The 23,445-nt window shown below is 67.6% G+C and carries 20 protein-coding genes; 10 read left to right on the top strand and 10 right to left on the bottom strand.

Features of this window, described 5'->3' with window-relative positions; translation table 11 throughout:
* Window positions 1–65 precede the first annotated feature (65 nt).
* The 3 genes from J2Y49_RS10495 to J2Y49_RS10485 all read left to right on the top strand — a co-directional run bounded on the left by J2Y49_RS10495 (window position 66) and on the right by J2Y49_RS10485 (window position 2,431).
* Window positions 66–371, top strand: a complete 306-nt coding sequence (locus tag J2Y49_RS10495; RefSeq protein WP_310114746.1) for an STAS domain-containing protein — start codon at window positions 66–68, stop codon at window positions 369–371.
* A gap of 64 nt (window positions 372–435) precedes the next feature.
* Window positions 436–1,233 (top strand): ATP-binding protein, encoded by a 798-nt coding sequence (locus J2Y49_RS10490; RefSeq protein WP_310114744.1) that lies wholly within the window; start codon window positions 436–438, stop codon window positions 1,231–1,233.
* A 10-nt stretch (window positions 1,234–1,243) separates the two neighbouring features.
* Entirely contained in the window at window positions 1,244–2,431 is a 1,188-nt protein-coding gene (locus J2Y49_RS10485) for a fused response regulator/phosphatase (protein WP_310114742.1), read from the top strand.
* A 19-nt stretch (window positions 2,432–2,450) separates the two neighbouring features.
* Here J2Y49_RS10485 and J2Y49_RS10480 read toward each other — a convergent pair whose 3' ends face one another.
* The 5 genes from J2Y49_RS10480 to J2Y49_RS10460 all read right to left on the bottom strand — a co-directional run bounded on the left by J2Y49_RS10480 (window position 2,451) and on the right by J2Y49_RS10460 (window position 7,753).
* Entirely contained in the window at window positions 2,451–3,284 is an 834-nt protein-coding gene (locus tag J2Y49_RS10480) for an NAD kinase (protein ID WP_409017829.1), read from the bottom strand.
* A 180-nt stretch (window positions 3,285–3,464) separates the two neighbouring features.
* Window positions 3,465–5,780 carry an ATP-dependent Clp protease ATP-binding subunit ClpA gene (gene clpA / locus J2Y49_RS10475; RefSeq protein WP_109075459.1) on the bottom strand — a complete coding sequence of 772 codons (2,316 nt, stop codon included), beginning with the start codon at window positions 5,778–5,780 and terminating at the stop codon, window positions 3,465–3,467.
* Window positions 5,781–5,788: 8 nt separating this feature from the next.
* Window positions 5,789–6,115 carry an ATP-dependent Clp protease adapter ClpS gene (gene clpS / locus J2Y49_RS10470; protein ID WP_014246998.1) on the bottom strand — a complete coding sequence of 109 codons (327 nt, stop codon included), beginning with the start codon at window positions 6,113–6,115 and terminating at the stop codon, window positions 5,789–5,791.
* Between the two features lie 333 nt (window positions 6,116–6,448).
* The gene (locus J2Y49_RS10465; RefSeq protein ID WP_310114734.1) at window positions 6,449–6,922 is read right to left on the bottom strand and encodes a phasin family protein; all 474 of its coding nucleotides are present in this window, start codon (window positions 6,920–6,922) and stop codon (window positions 6,449–6,451) included.
* A gap of 318 nt (window positions 6,923–7,240) precedes the next feature.
* Window positions 7,241–7,753, bottom strand: coding sequence for a TIGR01841 family phasin (locus tag J2Y49_RS10460; RefSeq protein WP_310114731.1), 513 nt, complete (start codon window positions 7,751–7,753; stop codon window positions 7,241–7,243).
* Window positions 7,754–8,247: 494 nt separating this feature from the next.
* On the opposite strand from J2Y49_RS10460, the gene J2Y49_RS10455 reads away from it, so the two are divergent.
* On the top strand, window positions 8,248–9,021 hold the full coding sequence (locus J2Y49_RS10455; RefSeq protein ID WP_310114729.1) for a peptidase: 774 nt from the start codon (window positions 8,248–8,250) through the stop codon (window positions 9,019–9,021).
* Between the two features lie 5 nt (window positions 9,022–9,026).
* Here J2Y49_RS10455 and J2Y49_RS10450 read toward each other — a convergent pair whose 3' ends face one another.
* Window positions 9,027–9,737 (bottom strand): hypothetical protein, encoded by a 711-nt coding sequence (locus J2Y49_RS10450; RefSeq protein ID WP_310114728.1) that lies wholly within the window; start codon window positions 9,735–9,737, stop codon window positions 9,027–9,029.
* Window positions 9,738–10,283: 546 nt separating this feature from the next.
* Between J2Y49_RS10450 and J2Y49_RS10445 the strand changes: the two genes are divergently transcribed.
* Window positions 10,284–11,531, top strand: a complete 1,248-nt coding sequence (locus J2Y49_RS10445; protein WP_310114727.1) for a D-alanyl-D-alanine carboxypeptidase family protein — start codon at window positions 10,284–10,286, stop codon at window positions 11,529–11,531.
* Window positions 11,532–11,562: 31 nt separating this feature from the next.
* On the opposite strand, the gene J2Y49_RS10440 is transcribed toward J2Y49_RS10445, so the two are convergent.
* The 3 genes from J2Y49_RS10440 to J2Y49_RS10430 all read right to left on the bottom strand — a co-directional run bounded on the left by J2Y49_RS10440 (window position 11,563) and on the right by J2Y49_RS10430 (window position 14,525).
* Entirely contained in the window at window positions 11,563–12,297 is a 735-nt protein-coding gene (locus J2Y49_RS10440) for a response regulator (RefSeq protein WP_310114725.1), read from the bottom strand.
* A 98-nt stretch (window positions 12,298–12,395) separates the two neighbouring features.
* A complete protein-coding gene (locus J2Y49_RS10435; RefSeq protein ID WP_310114724.1) occupies window positions 12,396–12,887 on the bottom strand; it encodes an MmcB family DNA repair protein in 492 nt (163 codons plus the stop codon).
* A gap of 123 nt (window positions 12,888–13,010) precedes the next feature.
* Complete coding sequence (locus J2Y49_RS10430; RefSeq protein ID WP_310114723.1) at window positions 13,011–14,525, bottom strand: ATP-binding protein; 1,515 nt, start codon at window positions 14,523–14,525, stop codon at window positions 13,011–13,013.
* Between the two features lie 368 nt (window positions 14,526–14,893).
* On the opposite strand from J2Y49_RS10430, the gene J2Y49_RS10425 reads away from it, so the two are divergent.
* The 5 genes from J2Y49_RS10425 to J2Y49_RS10405 all read left to right on the top strand — a co-directional run bounded on the left by J2Y49_RS10425 (window position 14,894) and on the right by J2Y49_RS10405 (window position 23,154).
* Window positions 14,894–16,330 (top strand): hybrid sensor histidine kinase/response regulator, encoded by a 1,437-nt coding sequence (locus tag J2Y49_RS10425; RefSeq protein WP_310114720.1) that lies wholly within the window; start codon window positions 14,894–14,896, stop codon window positions 16,328–16,330.
* Window positions 16,331–16,611: 281 nt separating this feature from the next.
* Complete coding sequence (locus J2Y49_RS10420; protein WP_310114717.1) at window positions 16,612–18,843, top strand: ATP-binding protein; 2,232 nt, start codon at window positions 16,612–16,614, stop codon at window positions 18,841–18,843.
* A gap of 593 nt (window positions 18,844–19,436) precedes the next feature.
* Complete coding sequence (locus tag J2Y49_RS10415) at window positions 19,437–20,825, top strand: bifunctional enoyl-CoA hydratase/phosphate acetyltransferase (RefSeq protein ID WP_310114983.1); 1,389 nt, start codon at window positions 19,437–19,439, stop codon at window positions 20,823–20,825.
* Between the two features lie 14 nt (window positions 20,826–20,839).
* Entirely contained in the window at window positions 20,840–22,024 is a 1,185-nt protein-coding gene (locus J2Y49_RS10410) for an acetate/propionate family kinase (RefSeq protein ID WP_310114715.1), read from the top strand.
* Between the two features lie 221 nt (window positions 22,025–22,245).
* Window positions 22,246–23,154: a LysR family transcriptional regulator gene (locus J2Y49_RS10405; protein ID WP_310114713.1), complete on the top strand. Its 909-nt coding sequence runs from the start codon at window positions 22,246–22,248 to the stop codon at window positions 23,152–23,154.
* Here the strand turns inward: J2Y49_RS10405 and J2Y49_RS10400 are convergent.
* A complete protein-coding gene (locus J2Y49_RS10400; protein WP_085088340.1) occupies window positions 23,141–23,395 on the bottom strand; it encodes a hypothetical protein in 255 nt (84 codons plus the stop codon). The two genes, J2Y49_RS10405 and J2Y49_RS10400, sit on opposite strands and share 14 nt — an antisense overlap.
* Window positions 23,396–23,445: the final 50 nt, after the last annotated feature.

Raw genomic sequence — 23,445 nt, 5'->3', positions numbered from 1 at the left:
ATTTGCATGAGGGCCGTCCGGGCTGCACGCGCATGGCCGGCCGGCGACGGACGGGTGAGGGAAGTATGGAATTCAAGACGATCAGAACCGATGCGGTTCCCGAGATCCGGCTGTCCGGACGGATGGAGTTCACCGACCACGACCGTCTGGTCGAAATCGTGACCGAGCTGCATGAAATGCCGGGCAGCCGGGTCGTGCTCGACCTGTCGGGGCTTGAGTTCATCGACTCCGCCGGTCTCGGCATGCTGCTGATCCTGCAGGAAGAGGCGGAGACCCGGAACACGAAGCTGATCGTCCGCGGGGCAGCCGGCGACGTGAGGCGATCGATCGAGCTTGCCCGTCTGTCCGAGATCATCACCTTCGAACATTGAACATCCGGCAGCCGGCCTTCTGCCGCCGGCAGCACCGGTCCCTTTCACTGGGGAGATTGCCGCCATGGATGCCGCCCTTCCCGACAGCCCGGCCGAACCGGCGCTCCGTGCATTCAGCGTGCTGCGCGACCGCGTCCCGGCGGACATGGCCGCCCGGATCTTCTCCCGCTTCGACGGCACCGGGGTCGGGACGGCCTGCCTGCCGGACGCTGCGGAGGGCGTCTGTCCGGCGGTGGAGGCCCAGCTGCTGGAGCGGGCGGACCGCGACCGGCTGCGCGCCGCCTTCGACCGCAGCCCCTTCCTGACGGTCGAGTTGGGGGAGGGGACCGACGAATGCGCGGCGCTGCTGGACGACTGGTCGGGCGCGCCGGCGGCGGAGCATCCGCGACTGCCCGGATTCTACCTGTCGCTGACCACCGGCAGCGCCTATGGCCTGCAATGTCCGGTCCTGGTCTGCGACGAACTGGTGCGGCGCGGGGCGCTGGACCCGCAGCGCCGGTCCAACGTGGAGCTTTGCCTGCACGAGGCGGTCGCCAACGCAATCGTCCACGGCAACCTCGGCCTGTCGAGCGCGGTCAAGGGCGAGCCCGGCGGCTATCGCCGCTTCGGCGAGATGATGCGCGACCGGCTGGGCGACCCTGCCGTGGTGCGGCGACGGCTGGACATCTTCTGCCGCTGGAACGAGCGCAGCATCGCCATCGCCGTGGTCGACCAGGGCGGCGGCTTCGACATCGAACTGGCACCTGCGACCACCGGCAACAAGGCGCGGTCGGGCCGGGGCTTCGTCTTCATGCGCACGCTGGCCTCCCGCGTGACGGTGACCGACGGCGGGCGCTGCACCGTCCTGCAGTTCGACCGCTGACGGAGCCTTCATGCCGGTTCCCGCCCTGTCGCTGTCGGACTGCCGTGTCCTGATCGTCGACGACAACGAGTTCAACCGCAAGTCGCTGGCCCTGGTGATCCGCCGCGCCGGCATCACCGACATCGCCTTCGCCGAGAACGGCCGGGAAGGGCTGGCGGCCGTCGACCGCTTCCGTCCCGACCTCGTCCTGCTCGACGTCGACATGCCGGTGATGAACGGCTGGGAGATGTGCGAGGCGTTGCGCCGCAACGCGACGCATGAGGAGCTGCCGGTCCTGTTCCAGACCGCGCTGGACAGCGACGAGGAGCAGGTGCGCTGTTTCGAGGCCGGCGGCAGCGATTTCATTTCCAAGCCGATCAAGCCCGGCGAATGCGTCGCCCGTGTCCGCCATCAGCTGGAAAAGCGCAAGCTGTTCAGCGATCTCGCCGCCTTCCGCGAGCGGGTCCAGCGCGAGCTTTCGCACGCCCGCGCCATGCAGACCTCGCTTCTGCCGGAAAGCCGCCGGCTGGCGGAGGTGGCCGACCGCTACGGCCTGACCCTGGACGCCCATTTCGAGACGTCGTCGGAGTTGGGCGGCGATTTTTGGGGGCTCTACCCGCTGGGCGACCGGCGGCTCGGGCTTCTGATGGTCGATTTCGCCGGGCACGGCATCACAGCGGCGATCAACACCTTCCGTCTGCACACGCTGATCGACCGCTTTCCCATGCATCATGTGGCGCCGTCGCAATGGCTGGCGCAACTGAACGCCGCGTTGAAGGACGTGCTGCCGACCGGACAGTTCGCCACCGCATTCTTCGGCATCCTCGACCTTGCCACCGACACGCTGACCTTCGCTGCGGCGGGGTCGCCCAACCCGGTGCTGGGCACGCCGGCCGGCACGAAGGGCGATGGGCCGGACATCCGGCTGCTCGATTCGGCCGGTCTGGTGCTGGGTGCCTCGCGGCGGGCACACTATGTCGACCACAGCTTTCGCCTGCCGCGCGGCGGCTTCCTGTTTCTCTACAGCGACGCGCTGATCGAATGCGGCGGCGACGAACTCGGCCCGCTGGGGCAGGACGCCGTGCCCGACTTCGTCCGCGACGCGCTGGCCAAGGACCGCGTGCACCCGCTCGGCCCGATGATGGACAGCTTCTACGCCCGCACCCGCCTGCCTCTGCGCGACGACCTGACCGCGGTGTGGGTGGCAAGGCGGGCGTGAAAGGGGCGGGGGTAGGGAGTCAGGGAGCGAACTGCTCCTTCAGGATGCGTTCCTCGAAATTCAGCTCCGGGTCGAACAGCAGGGTCAGGCCGACCTCGCGGCATTCCTGAACCTCCACCTGCAGAACCTCGCGCACCTCGGTGAAGTCGGCGACGGCGCTGACCGGGCGCTTGATCTCCTCCAGAACGTCGAAGGTGATCCGGGCGGCGTGGGGCAGCAGGGCGCCGCGCCAGCGCCGCGGGCGGAACGCGCTGATCGGCGTCAGGGCCAGGACCCCGGCGTTCAGCGGCACGATGGGGCCATGGGCCGACAGGTTGTAGGCGGTGCTGCCGGCCGGCGTCGCCACCAGGGCGCCGTCGCAGATCAGCTCCGGCAGCCGGACCACCCCGTCGATGGTGATGCGCAGCTTGGCCGCCTGCCGCGTCTCGCGCAGGAGCGACACCTCGTTGATGCCCAGCGCTTCCACCCGCTCGCCATTCACCCTGGTGGCGATCATGCGCAGCGGGTGCAGGCGGACATGCTGCGATGCCACGATGCGCTCCGCCAAATCCTCCTCGCGGTAGGCGTTCAGCAGGAAGCCGACCGACCCGCGGTTCATGCCATAGACCGGCGTCGGCCGTTCGCGATCACGGGTGAGCGCCCGGTGCAGCGTTTCCAGCAGGAAGCCATCGCCACCCAGCGCCACGATCACGTCGGCCTCGTCCGGCATGGCGTTGCCGTAGCGATGGACCAGCCGGGTGCGGGCGGCGCGCGCCTCGTCCGTGTCGGCGCAGGCGAAGGCGATGCGCAGCGCGTCGGGCGCGGGCAGCAAGGGGGCCTGCGCATCTGCGGACTGCTGAGCGGCGGACTGCATGGCGGCGGACTGCATGGCGGCGGGATCGGTCATGGTGCCGACCATAGCGCAGTCCGGCGTTCGCGCAAAAGTATCGCGCGGTGACGAGACGATGCAAAAGAGCGCATCCGCCGGGCGGACAACAAAAAAGGGGGCCGCGGACGGCCCCCCTTTTTCACGATATGGGACAGGGTGGTCGGGTTACTCGACCATCTCCGACACCATTTCCTCGTCGTCGTCGCCGGAGGTGCGCTTCGGCCGGTTGCCCTCGGCATAGTCGAAGGCCGGCTTGTCGTCCTTCACGGTGACCTTGACGAGACCGCCCTTGCTGAGCTTGCCGAACAGCAGCTCTTCCGCCAGCGGCTTCTTGATGTACTCCTGGATCACGCGGCCAAGCGGGCGGGCACCGTAGAGCGGGTCGTAACCCTTCTTGCCCAGCCACTCGCGCGCCTCTTCGTTCAGCTCGATGGACACGCCGCGGTCTTCCAGCTGCGCTTCCATCTGCATGATGAACTTGTCGACGACGCGGTTGATGACCTCCTGCGTCAGCGGCGCGAACGGGATGATCGCGTCGAGACGGTTGCGGAACTCCGGCGTGAACATCTTCTCGACCGCTTCGATGTCCTCGCCGACCCGGCGGTCACGCTCGAAGCCGATGGCGGGCTTGGCCATGTCGGCGGCGCCGGCGTTCGAGGTCATGATCAGGATGACGTTGCGGAAGTCGACGATCTTGCCGTTGTGGTCGGTCAGCTTGCCGTGGTCCATGATCTGCAACAGGATGTTGAACAGATCCGGGTGGGCCTTCTCGATCTCGTCCAGCAGCAGGACGCAGTGCGGGTGCTGGTCGATGGCGTCGGTCAGCATGCCGCCCTGGTCGAAGCCGACATAGCCCGGAGGGGCGCCGATCAGGCGCGACACCGTGTGCCGCTCCATGTACTCCGACATGTCGAAGCGGGTCAGCTCGATGCCGAGAGTCATGGCGAGCTGGCGGGCCACCTCGGTCTTGCCGACACCGGTCGGGCCGGTGAACAGGTAGTTGCCGATGGGCTTCTCCGGCTCGCGCAGGCCGGCACGAGCCAGCTTGATGGCGGAGACCAGCGCGTCGATCGCCTTGTTCTGGCCGAAGACCATGGTCTTCAGGTCGCGCTCCAGGTTCAGCAGCGTTTCCTTGTCGTCGCGGCTGACCGACTTCGGCGGGATGCGGGCGATCTTGGCGACCACCGCCTCCACGTCCTTCACGCCGATCTTCTTGCGGCGCTTGTTCTCCGGCAGAAGCATCTGCGCCGCACCGACCTCGTCGATGATGTCGATGGCTTTGTCGGGCAGCTTGCGGTCGCCGATGTACTTGGCCGACAGCTCCACCGCGACGCGGATGGCGTCGTTGGTGTAGGTGACCTTATGGTGCTTCTCGTAGTACGGCTTCAGGCCCTGCAGGATTTTGATCGCATCCTCGACCGACGGTTCATTGACGTCGATCTTCTGGAAGCGGCGGACCAGCGCCCGGTCCTTCTCGAAGTAGCTGCGGTATTCCTTGTAGGTGGTCGACCCGATGCAGCGCAGCGAACCGGAGGCCAGCGCAGGCTTCAGCAGGTTCGAGGCATCCATCGCACCGCCCGAGGTGGCACCGGCGCCGATCACCGTGTGGATCTCGTCGATGAAGAGGATGGCCCCCTCCGTCGCCTCCAGCTCCGACACGACGGCCTTCAGCCGCTCCTCGAAATCGCCGCGGTAGCGCGTGCCGGCCAGCAGCGAGCCCATGTCGAGCGCGAAGATGGTGGCGTTGCGCAGCACTTCCGGCACTTCCTGCTGGACGATGCGGCGGGCCAGGCCCTCGGCGATGGCGGTCTTGCCGACACCGGGGTCGCCGACATACAGCGGATTGTTCTTCGACCGCCGGCACAGGATCTGGATGGTCCGTTCGACCTCCTGCTCCCGGCCGATCAGCGGATCGATCTTCCCGCCGGACGCCTTCTTGTTCAGGTTGACACAATAAGCCTCTAGCGCTTCGCTGCCTTTTTTCACGACCTTCTCCGCCGCCGCCTCGTCGTCAGCGCCCGAGACCCGCTTGGTTTCCGAGCGGCCCGGAGCCTTCGCGATTCCGTGAGAGATGTAGTTGACCGCGTCGAACCGGGTCATCTCCTGCTCCTGCAGGAAATAGACCGCGTGGCTCTCGCGTTCAGAGAACAAGGCAACGAGGACATTTGCTCCCGTCACCTCCTCACGTCCCGACGACTGGACGTGGATGGCCGCACGCTGCAGAACCCGTTGGAAACCAGCCGTCGGCTTGGCGTCATCGGGCCTGTTCGTGATAAGGTTCGCAAGTTCGTTGTCGAGGTAATCCGACAGTTCCGCGCGCAGTCGGTCGAGGTCGATCCCGCAAGCGCGCAAGACGGCGGTAGCATCGGAGTCTTCGGTCAACGCGAGAAGCAGATGTTCGAGCGTCGCGTATTCATGCCTGCGCTCGTTCGCGTGGGCCAGGGCTCGGTGCAGCGTCTGTTCCAGGTTACGCGACAGCATGTGTGGGTCTAATCCTTTTCTAACGTGCATTGCAGCGGGTGCTGGTTCTGGCGCGCAAAGTCCATCACCTGCGTGACTTTCGTCTCCGCCACCTCGTAGGTGAACACGCCGCACAACCCCACACCCCGCCGGTGCACATGCAGCATGATCTGTGTCGCTTCCTCCCGCGATTTGCTGAAGAAGCGTTCGAGAACGAGAACGACGAACTCCATTGGAGTGTAATCGTCGTTCAGCATCAACACCTTGTACATCGACGGCTTTTTGGTCTTCGGCTTGGCCTTGACGACCACGCCGCTGTTTGTGCCGTCGTTGCCCTGCTTGTCAGAGTCGGCCATGGTCCCAGTCGAATTTCATCGCGATGCACTGTCTATGTGAATGATATGGGCATTTCGGTCGCGGTGGGAAGGGGCCGTTTTCAGTCACCCTCCATTTGGCAGACCCTCCTTTGGTCCGCCGACCCTCCCGCTACCCCGTAATAGGAGACATCGCTTTCAGTCGGGCCGCAATCGGCGGAAAACCCTAGCCCCTTTCCGCGGCACTGCGGAGATTCGATTGAATGCGAACACAAAGCGGCCCGGCACCCCTGTCAGGGATGCCGGGCCGCCGCGATGCGGGCCATCACCTGGTAACGGTCGGCAGGCCGGTCAGGGCCTGGCCGGTTCCGTCGATCAGGCGGCCTTCTTCGACAGAACCTCGACCGTGGCGTTGACTCGGGCGCTCAGCGGGGCCAGCGCCTCGTTGGCGATCTTGACGGTCAGCTCCTGCAACTTGGTGCTTTCCGACACCAGCGCGTCGATGCTGGCCTTGGCGTAGGCGTTCTGCAGCTCGACCAGTTCCTGGATCGTCTTCACCGCCAGCATGGCCTTGGCGTTCGACACGCTCTTCTCCAGCGAGGACTGGGTGAAGGCGGCGACCTGCTTGCCGGCCTCTTCGGCGCCCTTGGCGACGACGGTGCCGGACTTCACGAAGGCGTCGACATTCTGCTTGGTCAGGACGGTCAGCTCATCATAGCCCTTCAGCACCTGGGCGGAGGCCTTTTCGACCTGCTCCTGCTGGGCCTTCACGAGGCCTTCCAGGTTCTGCTTGGCGGTGGCGATGGCGTCTTCGACGGACTTGGTGACGGCGGTGATCTGGTCGGACATGGCTATGCTCCTCGCGCTCTCTCAGGGGTCAACCGCGCGGCCCCGACGATGCGGCGACCGGGTGCGGAGTGGGTTGAAACCCTCGGACCCCGGCAGGGCGGGCGCCCGAGATATGCTGCACTGCAACATAAGCGGAATGTAAGGAAAGCCGGGGCCTGAGTCAATGGCGAATTGTGCACTGCACAAAAATCCCGGCGTGCAGGCCATGCCTCATTCGAACGCAAACGGCCCGGCAACCGCGTGGAGGTTGCCGGGCCGTTTGCGACGCCGGGGCCCATTGCTGAACCCCGGCCGTCAGGATCGATCGGATCGGGCCGGTCAGGCGGCGATCGGCTTGGAGAAGGTCTCCACCGTCGCGGTGACGCGGGCGTTCAGCGGGGCCAGCGCCTCGTTGGTGACCTTGGTGGTCAGCTCCTGCAGGCGGCTGGTCTCGGCCAGCATCGCGTCGAAGCTCGACTTCAGGAAATCGTTCTGCAGCTCGACGACTTCCTGCAGGGTCTTGGCGGCCAGCAGGGCCTTGCCGGTGGTGATCGACTTGTCCAGCGCCGACTGGCCGTAGGCGACGACTTCGCGGCCCAGATCCTCGGCGCCCTTGGCGGCGATGGTGCTGCTGGCGATCAGCGCCTCGACATTGGCCTTGCCGGTGGCCTGCAGGTCCTCGTAGCTCTTCAGCAGCTGGGCGGCGGTCTTCTCGAACTGCTCCTTGGCGGCGGTCGCGGTCTGCTCGAACTGCTTGACCGTCTGCTCCTGGCCGGCCTTCACCAGACCTTCATACTGCTCCTTCGCCTGGGCGGCGACGTTCTCGAGCGACTTCGGCGTGAACTGGTTCATGACGCGCGTTCCTTCCTGGCTGATGCCGACGTTTTGAAGATGGGCCCGGCCGCCGCGGAGCGGGGCGCGATGCCTGCCGGCAGCGGTTTGCGTTGCGTTTATACGTTGTGCATCCGGTCCGGCCGGTCCCTGAAACCGCAATCCGGCCTCAGGAATGCTGCACTGCAATATGAGGATTTTATGAGCTAAGCAGGGGGCGCTGTCAACAGTCCGTTCGGCAAGTATCGGCCTAGACTTTTGCGCCGCACCATACCTCGATCGCGTGAATTTCCGACGAACACGGCATAGCGGACGTTGCCGGCGGGTGCTGTGGTCGCGGAACCGGCGGCAACTCCTTAATGAAGCAACTCCTTAACGAAGGATTTACCGGCGGTGGGACAAGTGTAGCGTGGCCGTGGGCGTGAATCGCCTCGGCCAATGGTCAGGTGCGGCGCTTGGACGCGGCGCTCCCGGCCGTCCGCTCTCCAGGCCGCATCTTCGGGACCCCTTCGATCATGACCTATTGCCTCGGCATCAAGACACGCGACGGCCTGATCGGTCTGTCGGACGGCCGCATCACCAGCGGGTCGCAGCTTTCGTCGGCCCGCAAGGTGACGATGATGGGCAGCGGCGGCGACCGCTTCTTCATCATGAATTCCGGCCTGCGCAGCGTGCGCGACAAGACGCTGGCCTATCTCCGCCGCGACATGCAGAAGCGCCGGGGCGAGGCCTACTCGACCATGCTGGACGCCGTGTCGGCCTTCACCGCCTGCCTGCGGCAAGTCGCCGCGGAGGATAAGGAATCGCTGGAGGCGTCGAAGCTGCACTTCAACCTGCACGCCATCATCGGCGGCCAGCTGGCCGAGGACCGGGAACCCTACATGTTCCTGGTCTATCCGGAAGGCAACTGGATCGAGGTGGACGAGCGCACGCCCTACCTGTCGATCGGCGCCACCGCCTACGGCAAGCCGATCCTGGACCGGGCCCTGACCTATGGCACCGACATGCAGACGGCGCTGAAGCTGGCCTACCTGTCCTTCGACAGCACCCGCTTCTCCAGCAACGACGTCGGCTTTCCCATCGACATGGTGTCCTACCATGCGGAATCGCGCAGCTGGCGCCAGTCGAACTACGACTACGACGACCTCAGCGAACAGCGCCAGTGGTGGAACCGCAACCTGACGGAACTGGCCCGCCGCATGCCGGACGGCCCCTGGGTCGAGACGCTGGTGCCCGACAGCCTGCGCCCGCGCCGGATCGCCGAAGAACCGGCCGAAGAGCCGGCCTGAGCGGTTCAGTCCTCCGGAAGGGCGCTGAGCATCAGCGCCCCGAAGGGTGCGGTCGGGCCGACCAATCCATAGTGGCCCTGCCCGTTGCGGCCGACCTGTATTTCAAAGAAGACGCCGCCGTCCGCCAACTGGCTCGAGGAGGGCAGGGTGCGCGGCGCGTCCTCCGGCTCCGGCAGGCCTGGATAGGCGACGCCCGTCGGGTCGATGCTGCGCAGAAGCTCCGGGAACCGTGCATCGGTGAAGCGGCTTGACGGGTAGGGAAAGGCGGTAAAGAACCACTGCCCGGAACGGCAACCGTTGATCAGCCAGTAGAAACCGTTCGACGGAAGCCGCAGCCCGTAAGGCGGCGGGTCGAACGCCCCGTCCTCGCGCAGGCGGCCGATGAAGCTGTCGTACTGCGCGGCGCTCAGTTGCAGCGACGCCTTGCGGCCGCGGGCGGCGGAGAAGGGATCGGCCGGCGTGATGCGGGCGAGGTCGGTCGCCTCGATCACATGCGCCTCCACCGCGGCACCGCCGCGCTCCGGGTCGCCGACGACGTCGTATGTCCGCACATGACGGTTGTAGTCGGCGTTGAAGACCAGGCGGAAGCGGTCGGTCCCGTCCTTGCCGCAGCGCGTCCTCAGATCGTCGCCGTTGAGATAGCTGAACCAGGTCAGCTTGCGCGCCACCGGATTGTCGGTCGGCCCGGTGGAGCTGCAGCCGGCGAGCGCCAGCACGGATGCCGCAATCGATGCCGCCAGACGGGCCGCGGTTGCACGGCGGGAGATGCCGCGGCGAAGGCCCCCGGGGGAAAAGGCGTCGGCCGGAACGGTTGTTCCCGGTGCGCTTGTGTCCGGGACGCTTCTTTGATGACCACGGCTCATTGTCGCTTGCCTCGCGTCAGCGGCCCCTGGTAGGTGGAGGGCGCAGGTCGCGGCGGCAAGCCCGATCGCCGGGCCCCGGCCGATCGGAGGGCGCCGGTAATCCGTCTGCCCCCCGTGCCGTAACCCCTCCGCTTGCGTGCCGTCCTCCGCGGTCTTCCCCGTCATCCTCCGTCAGCCAGGACCTGCCATTTTGGTCACAGACACTGCCAAAAGCCAAAGCAAGAAATTAACGAATTCCTGCTAGACACTGATTTCGCACGAATTTACCATTGAACCAAGCACCAAAATTTAGCGGTTGGCGGGGCCATCATGAGTGTAACGCGCAACACCGTTCGTAACGGATTGTTTCCGTTCGCCTTTCGCGGAACGGATACGGTCGGCGGGCGGAGTTCGGCGGGTGTGGGACGCCATTTTCTCGCGGCGGCCGCGCTGCTGGGCATGGTGGCCGTAGGGTCCGGCCTCTCGGCGGCCGAAGCACTGGCGGCGAAGGCCGCGGCCATCGTGGTCGATGCCCGTACCGGGCAGGTGCTGATCGACCAGGACGCCGACGCCATCGTCCATCCGGCGTCGCTGACCAAGATGATGACGCTGTACCTCGCCTTCGACGCGCTGGAGGACGGTCGCCTGTCCCTCGACCAGCAGTTGCCGGTTTCCTCCTTCGCGGAGAGCATGTCGCCGACCAAGCTCGGCCTGCGCGCCGGTCAGACGCTGAAGGTCGAAACCGCGATCCTCGGCCTCGTCACCAAGTCGGCCAACGACGCCGCCGTCGTCCTGGCGGAGGCGCTGGGTGGCACCGAGTCCCGCTTTGCCGAGATGATGACGCGCAAGGCGCGCGAACTGGGCATGCGCCGCACCGTCTACCGCAACGCGTCGGGCCTGCCGAACATGGAGCAGGTGACGACCGCCCGCGACTATGCCGCGCTGTCCCGTGCCCTGATGCGCGACCACGCCAAATACTATCCCTATTTCAGCCGCCGCAATTTCGTCTATGGCGGCCGCACGCTGGCCAACCACAACCACCTGATGTCCCGCTATGAGGGCATGGACGGCATCAAGACCGGCTACACCGTCGCGTCGGGCTTCAACCTTGCCGCATCGGCGGTGCGGGATGGGCGCCGTCTGGTCGGCGTGGTGATGGGCGGCAAGTCCGCGGGATCGCGCGACAACAAGATGGCGGCGCTGCTCGACCAAGCCTTCGGCCGGCCCGGCCATGGCCGCGACGATGGTCCGGTGATGGCCAGCCTCGACACCACCCGCTCCGACGCTGTCGACGGCGAGGGGGATGACGACGACGAGCCGGTGGTGAAGGCCAAGCCGGTGCGCGCCGCCGTGCAGATGGCCGCGGTTCCCGCCGCTCCGGCGCGGGAGAGCAAGGCCGCCCGCGAAACCGGTTCGCATTGGGGTGTCCAGGTCGGCGCCTTCTCCAGCCGCGCGGCCGGCAACAAGGCGGTCAGCCAGGCGGTCAAGCAGGCTCCCTTCATCCTGCGCGCGGCCAAGGCCAGCGTGGTGGAGGCGAAGGCCGGCAAGGACACCGTCTATCGTGCCCGCCTGACCGGTCTTGATGAAAGGGATGCGCGCAAGGCCTGCGCGGTCCTGACGAAGCACGGGCACCATTGTGTCGCGGTATCGCCCGGCGAGCGCGGCTGACCGGCGCCCATCGCGGAACGGGGCGGGGGGATCACCCCCGCGTCGCCGCGGCGCAACGATCCAGGAACGCCAGCGCCGGCGCCATTGCGCCGGTCAGATCGGCCATCCGCGGCGGCAGGTCGGCACTGTTGCCGTCCTCCAACGCCGCCTCCAGTGCGCGGGCGGCGCGGCGCAGGGCCAGGCAGCCATACTGGCCCGACACGCCGGCGATTTTGTGCGCCATCGCCCCGGCAGTCATCCGATCCCCGTTCCGCAAGGCTTCGCCGAGCGCCTGATCGTGCTGGCGCAGCACGGCCGCCGTCTTGCCGATCAACTCGGCGGTGCGGTCGGGCGGCAGCATGTCCCGCATCGTCGCAATGGCGCTTTCGTCGAAATCAGGCTCGACCACCGGCGGGACCGCTTGCGGCGAGCCGGCCAGTGCGGCGGCCAGGGCGTCCAGTTTCAGGGGTTTCGCCAGGATATCGTCGGCACCGCAGCCGGCGCAGCGGTCGCGGCCATCTGGGGTGATGCTGGCCGTCAGCATCAGGATCCGCGGGGTGCCGCCGCCCGGCCGGCTACGGATGGCGCGGACGGCCTCGTCGCCGGGCAGGCCGGGCAGCCCCAAATCCATCAGGATCAGGTCGAAGGCGATCTGCGCGGCGGCCGCGACGGCGGCCGGGCCATCCTCCACCGCCACGACCCGATGGCCGGCACGTTCCAGCAGGGCGCGGGCGGCAAGGCGGGTGACCGTCTCGTCTTCCGCCAGCAGGATATGCAAGGGGGGCATGCCGGTCCGCTCTTCCCGGTTGATGAGAGGACCGCAGTTTAGCCGGTTCCCCGGCTGCGCGCACCCACACCATGAGACAGTGTCGGATGGGGGCGAAGTCACACGGTGGGAGAGGCCTGGGTGAACAGCGGATCCTCGATCCGGTGCAGGCGCCCGGCGCCGGTCATCGCCGCGCGCAGCAGCAGGGTCTTGCGGCGGGCCGCGGCCAGCTTGCTGACCGGCGCCTCGCGCAGGATCTCGGCGCCATAAGCGTCGGCGACCATCAGCCCGCAATCCTCCGGAATCAGCTCGGTCGGGAAACCGTCATCGACGGCGAAATAGAAGGCATCGCACCATTCGCGATACTCCTGCCATTTCTGGTCGGACCGGAAATCGGGAACGCCGCTCTTCACCTCGACGATCAGGATGCAGCCGGACTCGTCGATGGCCAGCACGTCGGCCCGCCGTCCGCTTGCCAGCCGGAACTCGGTCAGGGTGGCATAGCCGCGCATCGCCAGCGCCCGCCGCACGCCGCGGAAGATCGGCACAGCTCTGCCGGCGGACAGGGCAGTTTCACCATCGGAAGCCGGAACGGCAAGGTCGTCGCTCATTGGCGCTGCGCCACCACTGGAAAATAGAACGGTTCGGGAACGATGGGGACACAATGCCGCGTCGGCTTCGCGGCGCCAAGGGGCAAAAAGAGTATGGCGGGCTGCGCCCGGTCCGAACCCGCCTCAGCCCGGAATGATGACCGGGGGCAGGGGAGCCGGCCTGCAACGGTCGCGCGGCAGGCTGCGGTCGGCGGGGAACACCAGAACGGCGGCGGTGCCGACTCCCGGCTCGCTGGTCAGCTCCAGCCGGCCGCCATGCATTTCAGCCAGCCGTTTTACGATCGGCAGCCCCAGCCCGGTCCCGCGGGAATTGCGGGCGATGGTGGAATCCTGCAGCTCGAAGGGGTGGAGGATGCGGGGAAGCTCGGCGGTCGGGATGCCGACGCCGGTGTCGGCCACCATCAGCCCGATCCCGCCGTCCGGCATCAGCTGCGCCGTCAGCACCACCTCGCCGCCCGGCCGGGTGTGGGTGACCGCGTTCGACAGCAGATTGGTCAGCATCTGGGTCAGCGCCTGGGCGTCACCCTGCAGAAGCGGCAGGTCGGCCGGCACGTCGCGGCGCAGGCGGACCTCGCCCTCGGCCGCGACCTCCTGCAGGGCTGCGGCGACCTTGAGCGACAGGGCGTCCAGATCCACCCCCTCTTCGGCCATGGGCATGGTGCCGTCCAGGCGCGACAATTCCAGGATATCGTCGATCAGGGCCAGCAGATGGCTCCCGGCATCGCGGATATCGCCGGCATAGCTGCGGTAGCGCGGGTTGCCCAGCGGCCCGAACGGCTCCGACAGCAGCATCTCGGAAAAGCCCAGGACGGCGTTCAGGGGCGTCCGCAACTCGTGGCTCATCTGCGCCAGGAAGGCGCTCTTGGCGCGGTTGGCGCCTTCCGCCTCGCTGCGGGCGGCGCGCGCCTCCGCCTCGCGGACGCGCATCCGTTCCTCGTTCAGCTTCAGCGTGGTGACGTCGGTGTAGTGGACCAGCACGCCGCCGGGCACCGCATGTTCACGGCTGAGCAGCCAGCGCCCGTCGGGCAGCGGCACGACCACCGGCGGCTCCAGCCGGCGATGCCGCTCCAGCCGCACCCTCAGCCATGTCGCGCGCTCCTCCTCCGTGGTCAGGCGGGGGTCGGACAGGGCGAAGCTGCGGGCCAACTCCTCGAAGGGCACGCCGGGCACCAGCCGGTCGGCCAGCGCGGGCAGGTCGCTCTTCAACCGGCTGTTGGCGTGGACGAGGCGGTCGTCATGGTCGAACAGAGCGAAGCTCTCGGCGCTGTGCTCCAGCGCCGCGGTCAGGCTTTCGGCCAGCGCCTCGGCTACGGAGGGCGCCTCCGGGCCCAGGTCGGTCAGGATCGCGCTGAGGCCGCCGGGCGCCGGGGCCGCCACCACCCGCCAACGCACGGGAATGCCGCCGCGCCGCGCCGCGACCGTCCGCTCCACCGGTTCATGCAGGGCGTCTGCCAGCACCGCGAACAGTCCCGGGCAGGCGGCGTCGGTCGCACCGCCGCGCAGCCGGCGGCCGGCCAGAGGGGCGGCGCCCAGCAGCCGTTCCGCCGCCGCGTTGGCCGACCGCCATTCCAGGTCCGTCAGCGCCCCGGTGCAGTCGCGGTGGGCCTTGAGAAGGGCGACCGCGACCGGTAGCCGCATCATTGCCGAGAGGAAAAGATCATCGGGCAGGACTTTCCCGGCGGTTGCCCGGCCGCTTTCCCCATCGTCACAAGTCTGCGCGTCGCATTCCATCCGTCCATCATTGCGGCCCATTCCTAAAAAACGCTGAAGGCCAAGCCTGGAATGGCGACGATTATTTGTCGAAATGTAACAGAAAGCCTCCTTTGCAGATGGTTTCTATTGGATTTACCGAAAAAGCAACAAAAGGTTTGATTGCGCGATTCCTCACGATCTTCGCGTAAGCTCTGCCCAATGGCGGGCTTTGCAGCGGGCGATGGCTTCCATACTCTGGTAGCTCCACAGCGTGATCGTTGCCGGGGCGTTATGGTTTGGATGCAGGTGTGGCCATGAACGGCAGCCAAGACGATGCCGACTGCTCGGCGCCTCCGATTCTGGTGTTCGGCGTGGACGGACGGCTGGCCGACTGGTCTCCGGCGGCCGAAGCGTTGCCGGGTCTGGCCGGCCGCCTTTCGGCCGGGATGCCGTCCGCCGACCTGGAGGAGCGGACCGGGCCGGAGCGCATGGTTGTCCCGCTGGCCGGTGGCGGGGCGGTGTGGCGGCTCGCCAACCTCACATCCTCCACCACCCAACCCGTCTCGGCTTCCGCATCCGCGGACATTCCCGCCCCGGTCCCGGCCGTACCGCCGATGCGCGACCCGGCGGGGCGCCTGTTCGCTGCGGCGAGCCATGACCTGCGCCAGCCTCTGGCGGCACTGTCCCTGCTGATCGGCACGCTGGACGGCCGGTTGAAGGAGTGCCGCACGGGCGCGGCGGAGCGGTCGGGGGGCGACCTGCTGCACTCGATGGCCCAGGCGGTGGAGTCCATGCGCAGCATGGTCGATGGTCATTTCGATCTGGTCCGCCTGGAAAGCGGTCTGGTCGAGCCGGACATTCGCACCCACGCCGTCAATGGGGTCCTGATGCGGCTGGCGCTGGACGTGGCGCCGCGCTTCGCCGACCGCGGGGTGCGCTTCAGCGTGATGCCCTGTTCGGCGGTGGTGCGGACCGACTCCGCCCTGCTGGAGCGCCTGCTGCACGGGCTGGTCGCCAACGCCCTGCGCGTTACGATGCATGGCCGGGTTCTGGTCGGCTGCCGCACCCGCGGCGACCGCCTGCGGATCGAGGTGTGGGACAGTGGCCGCGGTCTGTCCCCGCAGCGGTTGGAGGCGCTGAAGGCGGAACTGGCGCGTCCGGCCGGGGAGGGCTCCGGCACTCTGGGGCTGGACCTGACGCTGGTCCGCGGCTTGGCACGCAAACTCGGCTTCGGGCTGGAGGTGTGTTCGGCGGAGGGGCGGGGCACAGTATTCGCGGTGATCGTTCCGCGCTCCGTCGAGGCGGCAGAAGGCGCCGGCAAAGAGGAGCCGCTTGCCTCAGCTGCGCCGGAGGGCGGTGGGGCCGACATCAGCCGGACCCGCATCCTGGTGATCGAGGACGATCCGATGGTGCTGGCGGCACTGGAGGCGCTGCTGAGCCAATGGGGGTGCAGCGTGGTGGGTACGGAATCCTACGATGCCGCCGTCGCACGCATCGGCCCGACGCCCGACCGATTCGACCTCATCATTTCCGACCTGCGGCTGAAGGGAGCGGCGAATGGCATCGTCGCCATCCGTCAGATCGCCAAGCTGTTCGACCGTCCGGTGCCCGGCATGATCCTGACCGGCGATACCGATCCGAAGCGACTGCGCGAGGCGCGCCTGTCCGGCTATCCGCTGCTCCACAAGCCGGTAGCGCCGCTCGCCTTGCGTGCGGTGGTCATCCGCCTGCTTGGGCACGACCCGCTCTGATAATATTGACTCTAAATCGGTAGTGGATTCGGCAAAACGGAAGAAGGGTAATGGAAGGGGCGCGCCAATCGTTGCTGTTGCGCAATGACTTTTCTGAAACATAGGTCGCAAGAATGCGGCAAAATGCGACAGAGATCTTTTGGCGAACCTTTCTCAAGACGTTTTCCGATCCCCCGATGGTGAGAGATACCTCCCTCTTTCGTTTGAGGCGTATCTTTCACATACCCATTTATGTCTTTCCCTCGCTATGATCGGGTATGGGCGGGACGGAGGGCTATCGGATGAACCGGCGGTATCGGGGAGACGGACGGGCGGGCACGGCGGTTCCAGTCATTGTCGTTGCCGGCCTGTTCCTATCCCTCAGCGCTTTCCTTCTGATCCGTGCCGCGACCAGCGATGCCGAACATGCCCTGGCCGATCGTCAGGCCATCCAACTCCATGATGAACTCAAGAGCAGCTTCGACCATCAGAGCGTCCTTCTGCGCGCGCTGAGCGGTCCCATGGCCGGACCGGAGCCGGTGACGGAGGCGAGCTTTTCCTCGGCGGCCGAACCCCTGCTTCCGCTCTATCCCAATCTTCGCGGCGTCGTCTGGTCACGGCGGATGGCCGAACGCGACCTGCCGCTGCTGGAGCGGGCGATGCGGTCGGCCGGCCATACCTCCTTCGCCGTCCGCTATGCCGCCGAAGACGCGGACCTGGAACCCGGCGCCGACCGGTTCGTGAATGTGCTTGCCGAGCCCAAATCGGCGGTCGGCCTGATCGGCCTGGATATGGCCAGCCTGCCCGGTCAGCGCGATGTGCTTGTCCGATCCTGTGCTGCCAATCGCGTGGTTGTGGCCGAGGGCGAGCCGCTGCGGGCAGAGTTCGGTCCGGATTCCGCGCTGATCTACCTGCCGGTCTACTCGCGCGACGTCGATACCGGGGAGGGCCGGTTCGCCGCCCGTACGGTCTGTGATGTCCTGACCGGCTTCCTGTGGACCAGCTTCAATGTCGGCCAGTTGCTGCGTGATGCGGTTCTGCGGGTGGGGCTGACCGTTGGCGACGCCTATCTGCTGGACCCGAAGGCGGGAGCGCCGCGGCTGCTTGCCGCCGAAGGGGCGCTCAGCCGTCCCGGCGAGCTTCCGCATCCTCCGATCCGGCCGCTGACGGTGGAGCAGCTGACCGGGGAGGCGGCGTCGCGGGCCATCGTCCGCGATATCGCCTATGGCGGGCGGGTGTGGCGGCTGTACGTGGTGCCGGGGGCCGTGCGGCTGTTCAGTGCCGACGACCGGCTGGCCTGGACCATGCTGATCGGCGGGTTCCTTCTGACCGCCGGCGCCGTGGCCTATGTGCTGCGCGAGGCGCGGACGAAGCGCCTGCTGCGCACCGAGGCGCGTGCCCGCGCCGCCATGGCTCGCGCTTTGCGTGAGAGCGAGGAGCGGTTCCGGATGGCCCTGCGGCATTCCAAGGTGACGCTGTTCACCCAGGACCTCGACCTGCGGCATCTGTGGGTTTATTGCCCGCAGCCGGACTTCCGTCCGGAACGCATGATCGGCCGTACCGACGCCGAACTGTTCCCGCAGGACGCCGACCGGCTGATTCCCATCAAGCGGTCGGTGATGGAGCGCGGGATCGGCGCCCGCTGCGAAGTGGAAATGACCTATAACGGCATCCGCCGCGCGCTGGACCTGTCGATGGAGCCGATGCGCGACGACACCGGGGCGGTCTGCGGCATCATCTGTGCCGCGGTCGACATGACGGAGTCGGTCGAAATCCGCGAGGCCATTGCCCGCGCCCATGCCGAGGCGGAGCGCGCCAACCAGGCCAAGAGCCGTTTCCTGGCCGCCGCCAGCCACGACCTGCGCCAGCCCTTCCAGGCGATGAGCCTGTTCCATCACATCCTGTTGAGCAAGCTGGACGATCCCCAGCAGGTGGAGGTGGCGAACAAGCTGGGCGAGGCGCTGAGCGCCGGCAACACGCTGCTGTCTACCCTGCTCGACACCTCTGCGCTGGAGGTCGGCAACGTGAAGCCGCGGATCGTCGATTTCGACGTGCAGGACATCCTTGGACGCCTGTCCATCGAGATCGGCGATCAGGCTGCCGACCGCGGGCTGGAGCTGCGGATGGTGCCCTGCTCGGTCCGCGTGCGCAGCGACCCGATCCTGCTGGAGCGGATGGTGCGCAACCTGTTGGTCAATGCCCTGCGCTACACCACCGAAGGGCGGATCCTGCTGGGCTGCCGCCGCCGCTGCGATAGCGAGGGCGGCGACCGCCTGTCCATCGAGGTATGGGACACCGGTCCCGGCATCGCCGAAGCCGAGATGACGGCGATCTTCGAAGATTTCTACCGCTGCGGCACCGACCAGCGCGACAGCGGGCGCGGCCTGGGTCTGGGGCTGTCGATCGTCCGCCGCATGGCCCAGATGTTGGACCATCCCGTCACCGTGCGGTCGCGGGTGGGGCACGGCACCGTCTTCACCGTCAGCGTCCCACGCCTCGTGCAGCATTGCTCCTGCGCGGCTGCCGCGGAGTGAACGGACGGCCAAGCCCCTGCAGTCCGGTCCCTGCCGCCACATAGGCCATGCCGCGGCGCGCAATGGTGGCGGTTTTTCCCACCGGTCCGCTTTTCTCGTCCGTGGACGCGCAAGTTTCGGTTATGCTGCGGTCGCTCACCGCTCCGAAACGAACCCAGTAACCCAACTGCAACAATAGCTTGGTAACTTTATTGATGTAGGTCATTGGGTCCCCTGGCCACGGGGGCTATTTCTTTCGCACTAGCACACTCCTTGGAAAATCCTTGGAAGGTGGAGGTTCCGCTTCGGCGGGACCCAACAAGACAGGTTCCGGCCCGATGCCATCGGCTTGCCTCTGCGGGCGCCGCGGCACGGGAACCGGGATCGGGAGGATACGGCCTGCCGCGGCGACGGGTGCCCCATTCCAGGGGCATCCGTCCCGGTCTCCGGCAAACGGGTTGGCCGGCGGACGGGCTTCCGTCCGTCCGGCGGTCCGTTGGTCGGGCGCCGCGATCCTTTTGAGGAGCTTTGAGATGGACACCGTCACCGCCGCCCTCTCCGCCGCTCCGGCGGGCCGCAGCGGCATCGTTCCGACCGGCAAGAACGGCAGCCCCATGATCGAAAACGTCACGTTCGAGGAAATCCGCATCGGCCAGCAGGCCAGCCTGTCGCGCCGGCTGACCATGTCCGACATCGAGCTGTTCGCCACGGTGTCCGGTGACCTCAACCCGTCCCATGTGGACGAGAACTACACCGCCGACCACAAGGTGGTCGGGCACGGCATGTGGTCCGGTTCGCTGATCTCCGCGGTTCTCGGCACGCTGCTGCCCGGCCCCGGCACCGTCTATGTCGGCCAGGATTTGCGCTTCGAGCGCCCGGTCCTGCTGGGCGACATCGTCACCGTGACGGTCACCGCCCGGTCCAAGGATCCGCAACGCAAGACGGTCGTCTTCGACTGCCTCGCCGCCAACCAGGACGGCAAGACGGTCGCGACCGGCGTCGCCGAGGTGATCGCCCCCACCGTGAAGTTCTGCCGCGCCGCGGCGGAACTGCCGCAGGTGCAGGTGATCCGCCATGACGGCCACGAGCTGATGCTGAAGAAGTGCGAGTCGCTGCCGCCGGTGCCGACCGCCGTCGTCCATCCCTGCGACGAAAGCTCGCTGCGCGGCGCCGTCGAGGCGGCCGAGGCCAACCTGATCGACCCGGTGCTGGTCGGTCCGGAAGCCAAGATCCGCTCCGTCGCCGACGCTTGCGGTCTCGACATCTCCCGCTACCGGATCGTCGACGTCGCCCACAGCCATGCCTCCGCCGAGACCGGCGTGCGGCTGGCCCGCACCGGCGAGTGCGAGGCGGTGATGAAGGGCAGCCTGCACACCGATGAGCTGATGGGCGAGGTGGTCCGGAAGGAGACCGGCCTGCGCACCGGCCGGCGCCTGAGCCACGTCTTCGTGATGAATGTCCCCACATATCCGCGTCCGCTGCTGATCACCGATGCGGCGATCAACATCTACCCGACGCTGGAGGACAAGGTCAGCATCGTCCAGAACGCCATCGACCTCGCCAAGGTTCTGGGCACCGAGGTTCCGCGCGTCGCCATCCTGTCAGCGGTCGAGACCATCAACACCAAGATCGCCTCGACGCTGGAAGCCGCCGCCCTGTGCAAGATGGCCGACCGCGGCCAGATCACCGGCGGCATCCTGGACGGCCCGCTGGCCTTCGACAACGCCATCAGCCGCGAGGCCGCCATCACCAAGGGCATCAAGTCCGAGGTGGCCGGTCAAGCCGACATCCTGCTGGTGCCCGACCTGGAAGCCGGCAACATGCTGGCCAAGCAGCTGTCCTTCCTGGCCCATGCCGACGCCGCCGGCATCGTTCTGGGCGCCCGCGTGCCGATCATCCTGACCAGCCGCGCCGACAATGTCCGCACCCGTCTGGCGTCCTGTGCCGTGGCCGTCCTGTCGGCCGCCGCCCGCCGCCGCGGTGCCGCCGCCGCGGCCGAGTGAGGAGGGCAGGGCACATGTCCAACGCGATCCTCGTCATCAATGCCGGCTCCTCCAGCCTGAAATTCTCGGTGTTCCGGGATCATGGCGGCGGGGATCCGGTGGTCACCATCAACGGCCAGATCTCGGGCATCGGCACCCAGCCGGTGTTCGAGGCCAAGGACGCCCAGCGCCGGCCGCTCGCCGACAAGAGCTGGGGAGCGGGGGAGGCCAGCGACCGCACGGCGCTGCTGTCCTACCTGCTCGACTGGATCGAGGAACGGCTGGAAGGGGCGACGCTGATCGCCGCCGGCCACCGGGTGGTGCATGGCGGCGTCCGCCATGCCGCCCCGGTGCTGCTGACGCCCGCCCTGCTGGACGAGCTGGACGGTCTGGTGCCGCTCGCCCCGCTGCACCAGCCGCACAACCTCGCCGCCATCCGCGCGCTGGCCGAGGCGCATCCGGAGCTGCCGCAGGTCGCCTGCTTCGACACCGCCTTCCACCGCAACCAGCCCTGGCAGGCGCAGACCTTCGCCATCCCGCGGGAACTGACGGAGGAGGGCGTCCGCCGCTACGGCTTCCACGGCCTGTCCTACGAGTACATCGCCCGCCGCCTGCCGGAGATCGCGCCGGAACTGGGCGACTCGCGGGTGGTGGTCGCCCATCTCGGCAGCGGCGCCAGCATGTGCGCCATCCATGGCGGGCGCAGCGTCGACAGCACCATGGGCTTCACCGCCCTGGATGGCCTGCCGATGGGCACCCGCTGCGGCACCATCGACCCCGGCGTGCTGATCTACCTGATGCGCAAGGGCATGGACGCCGGCGCCATCGAGAAGTTGCTGTACAACAAGTCCGGCCTGCTCGGCGTGTCGGGCATCTCCAACGATATGCGCGCCCTGCTGGAGAGCAGCGACCCGCATGCGCAGGAGGCGGTGGAGCTGTTCTGCTTCCGCATCGCCAAGGAAACCGGCGCGCTTGCCGCCTCGATGGGCGGGGTGGACGCGGTGGTATTCACCGCCGGTATCGGCGAACGCTCCGCCCCGGTGCGGGCGCGGGTTGGCGACAAGCTGGCCTGGATGGGGGTGGAGATCGACGCGGCGGCCAACGAGGCCAATGCGGCGAAGATCTCCACCCCCGGCAGCCGCCTGCCGGTCTACGTCATCCCGACCGACGAGGAACGGATGATCGCCCTGCACACCCGCAAGGTTCTGACGGGGCGGTGAGTGTTTCGTGGGGGTGTCGGCTGACGATGCCCCCACCCCATCCCTCCCCCGCAGGGCGGGGGAGGGGGCAGGATGCTTGTCGACGTTCGGCGGCAGTCCCTCCCCCGCCCAGCGGGGGAGGTTAGGTGGGGGTCTAACTCACCCACCCCCACATCCCCCTGGAGCCCACCCCCCATTCGGTGCTAGCTCACCCCCCGACATCAGCATCGTCCGGGGAACCCGTGGTCCGCCCCTATCTGCCGCTGAACGCCCTGCGTGCCTTCGAGGCGTCGGCGCGGCATCTCAGTTTCACCCGCGCCGCCATCGAGCTGTGCGTGACCCAGGCCGCCGTTAGCCATCAGGTCAAGCTGCTGGAGGACCGGCTGGGCGCCAGCCTGTTCCACCGCCTGCCGCGCGGCCTTGCCCTGACCGACGAGGGCCGGGCGCTGCTGCCGACTCTGGAAGAGGCGTTCGACCGCATCGGCGGGCTGCTCGACCAGTTCGAGGGTGGACGGTTCCGCGAGGTGCTGACGGTCGGCGCCGTCGGCACCTTCGCCGTCGGCTGGCTGCTGCCGCGGCTGACGCGCTTCCGTGAAGCGCATCCCTTCGTCGACCTGCGCCTGTCCACCAACAACAACCGCGTCGACATCGCGGCGGAGGGGCTGGACTACGCCATCCGCTTCGGCGATGGCGCTTGGCACGGCACCGACGCGGTCCGCCTGTTCGACGCGCCGCTGTCGGTGCTCTGCGCGCCGGAGATCGCCCGCCGCCTGCGCGACCCCGCCGATGTCGGCCGCGAAACCCTGTTGCGCTCCTACCGGGCCGACGAATGGCCGGGCTGGTTCGCCGCCGCGGGGGTGGAGCCGTCGGCCATGCCCCCGGTCAAGGGACCGGTCTTCGACTCTTCCTCCCTGATGGTGGAGGCGGCGATCCAGGGGGCTGGGGTGGCGCTGGCCCCGGTATCGATGTTCCGCCGGCCGCTGGCGCTCGGCCTGATCGAGCAGCCCTTCGCCGTCACCGTGTGCAAGGGCGCCTACTGGCTGACCGCGCTGAAATCACGGCCAGAGACGCCGACCATGCGCGCCTTTCGCGACTGGCTGTTCGCCATGGTCGCGGAAGACACCCCCGACGGAGTGGTCAGGACAGCGTGACGCGGCGCGGCGCCTGCTGCCGCTCTTCCCGGCGCTGCCAGAAGCGCAGGCGCATCCGCGGCGCCACGAACCAGGCGATGGGGGCCGCCAGCACGATGCTGAGGATCACCACGGTCGGCATCAGCGTCATCGCCTGCTCGGAAAAGCTGGGGACCGCCAGAACCAGGACGGTGCCGATGCCGAAGACCACACCCTGGATCATGCCGTAGATCAGGATGGCGAGGCGCAAACGCGTGGACATGGGGCTGCTCCGTTGAAGAAGGTTGGTGCAAAGACCGTTTCCCACTTCAA

This window comes from Azospirillum sp. BE72, assembly GCF_031455875.1.
In the GTDB taxonomy this organism is placed as follows: domain Bacteria; phylum Pseudomonadota; class Alphaproteobacteria; order Azospirillales; family Azospirillaceae; genus Azospirillum.
Note: the sequence above shows the minus strand (reverse complement) of the source record. Positions and strands in the feature narration are given on the sequence as shown.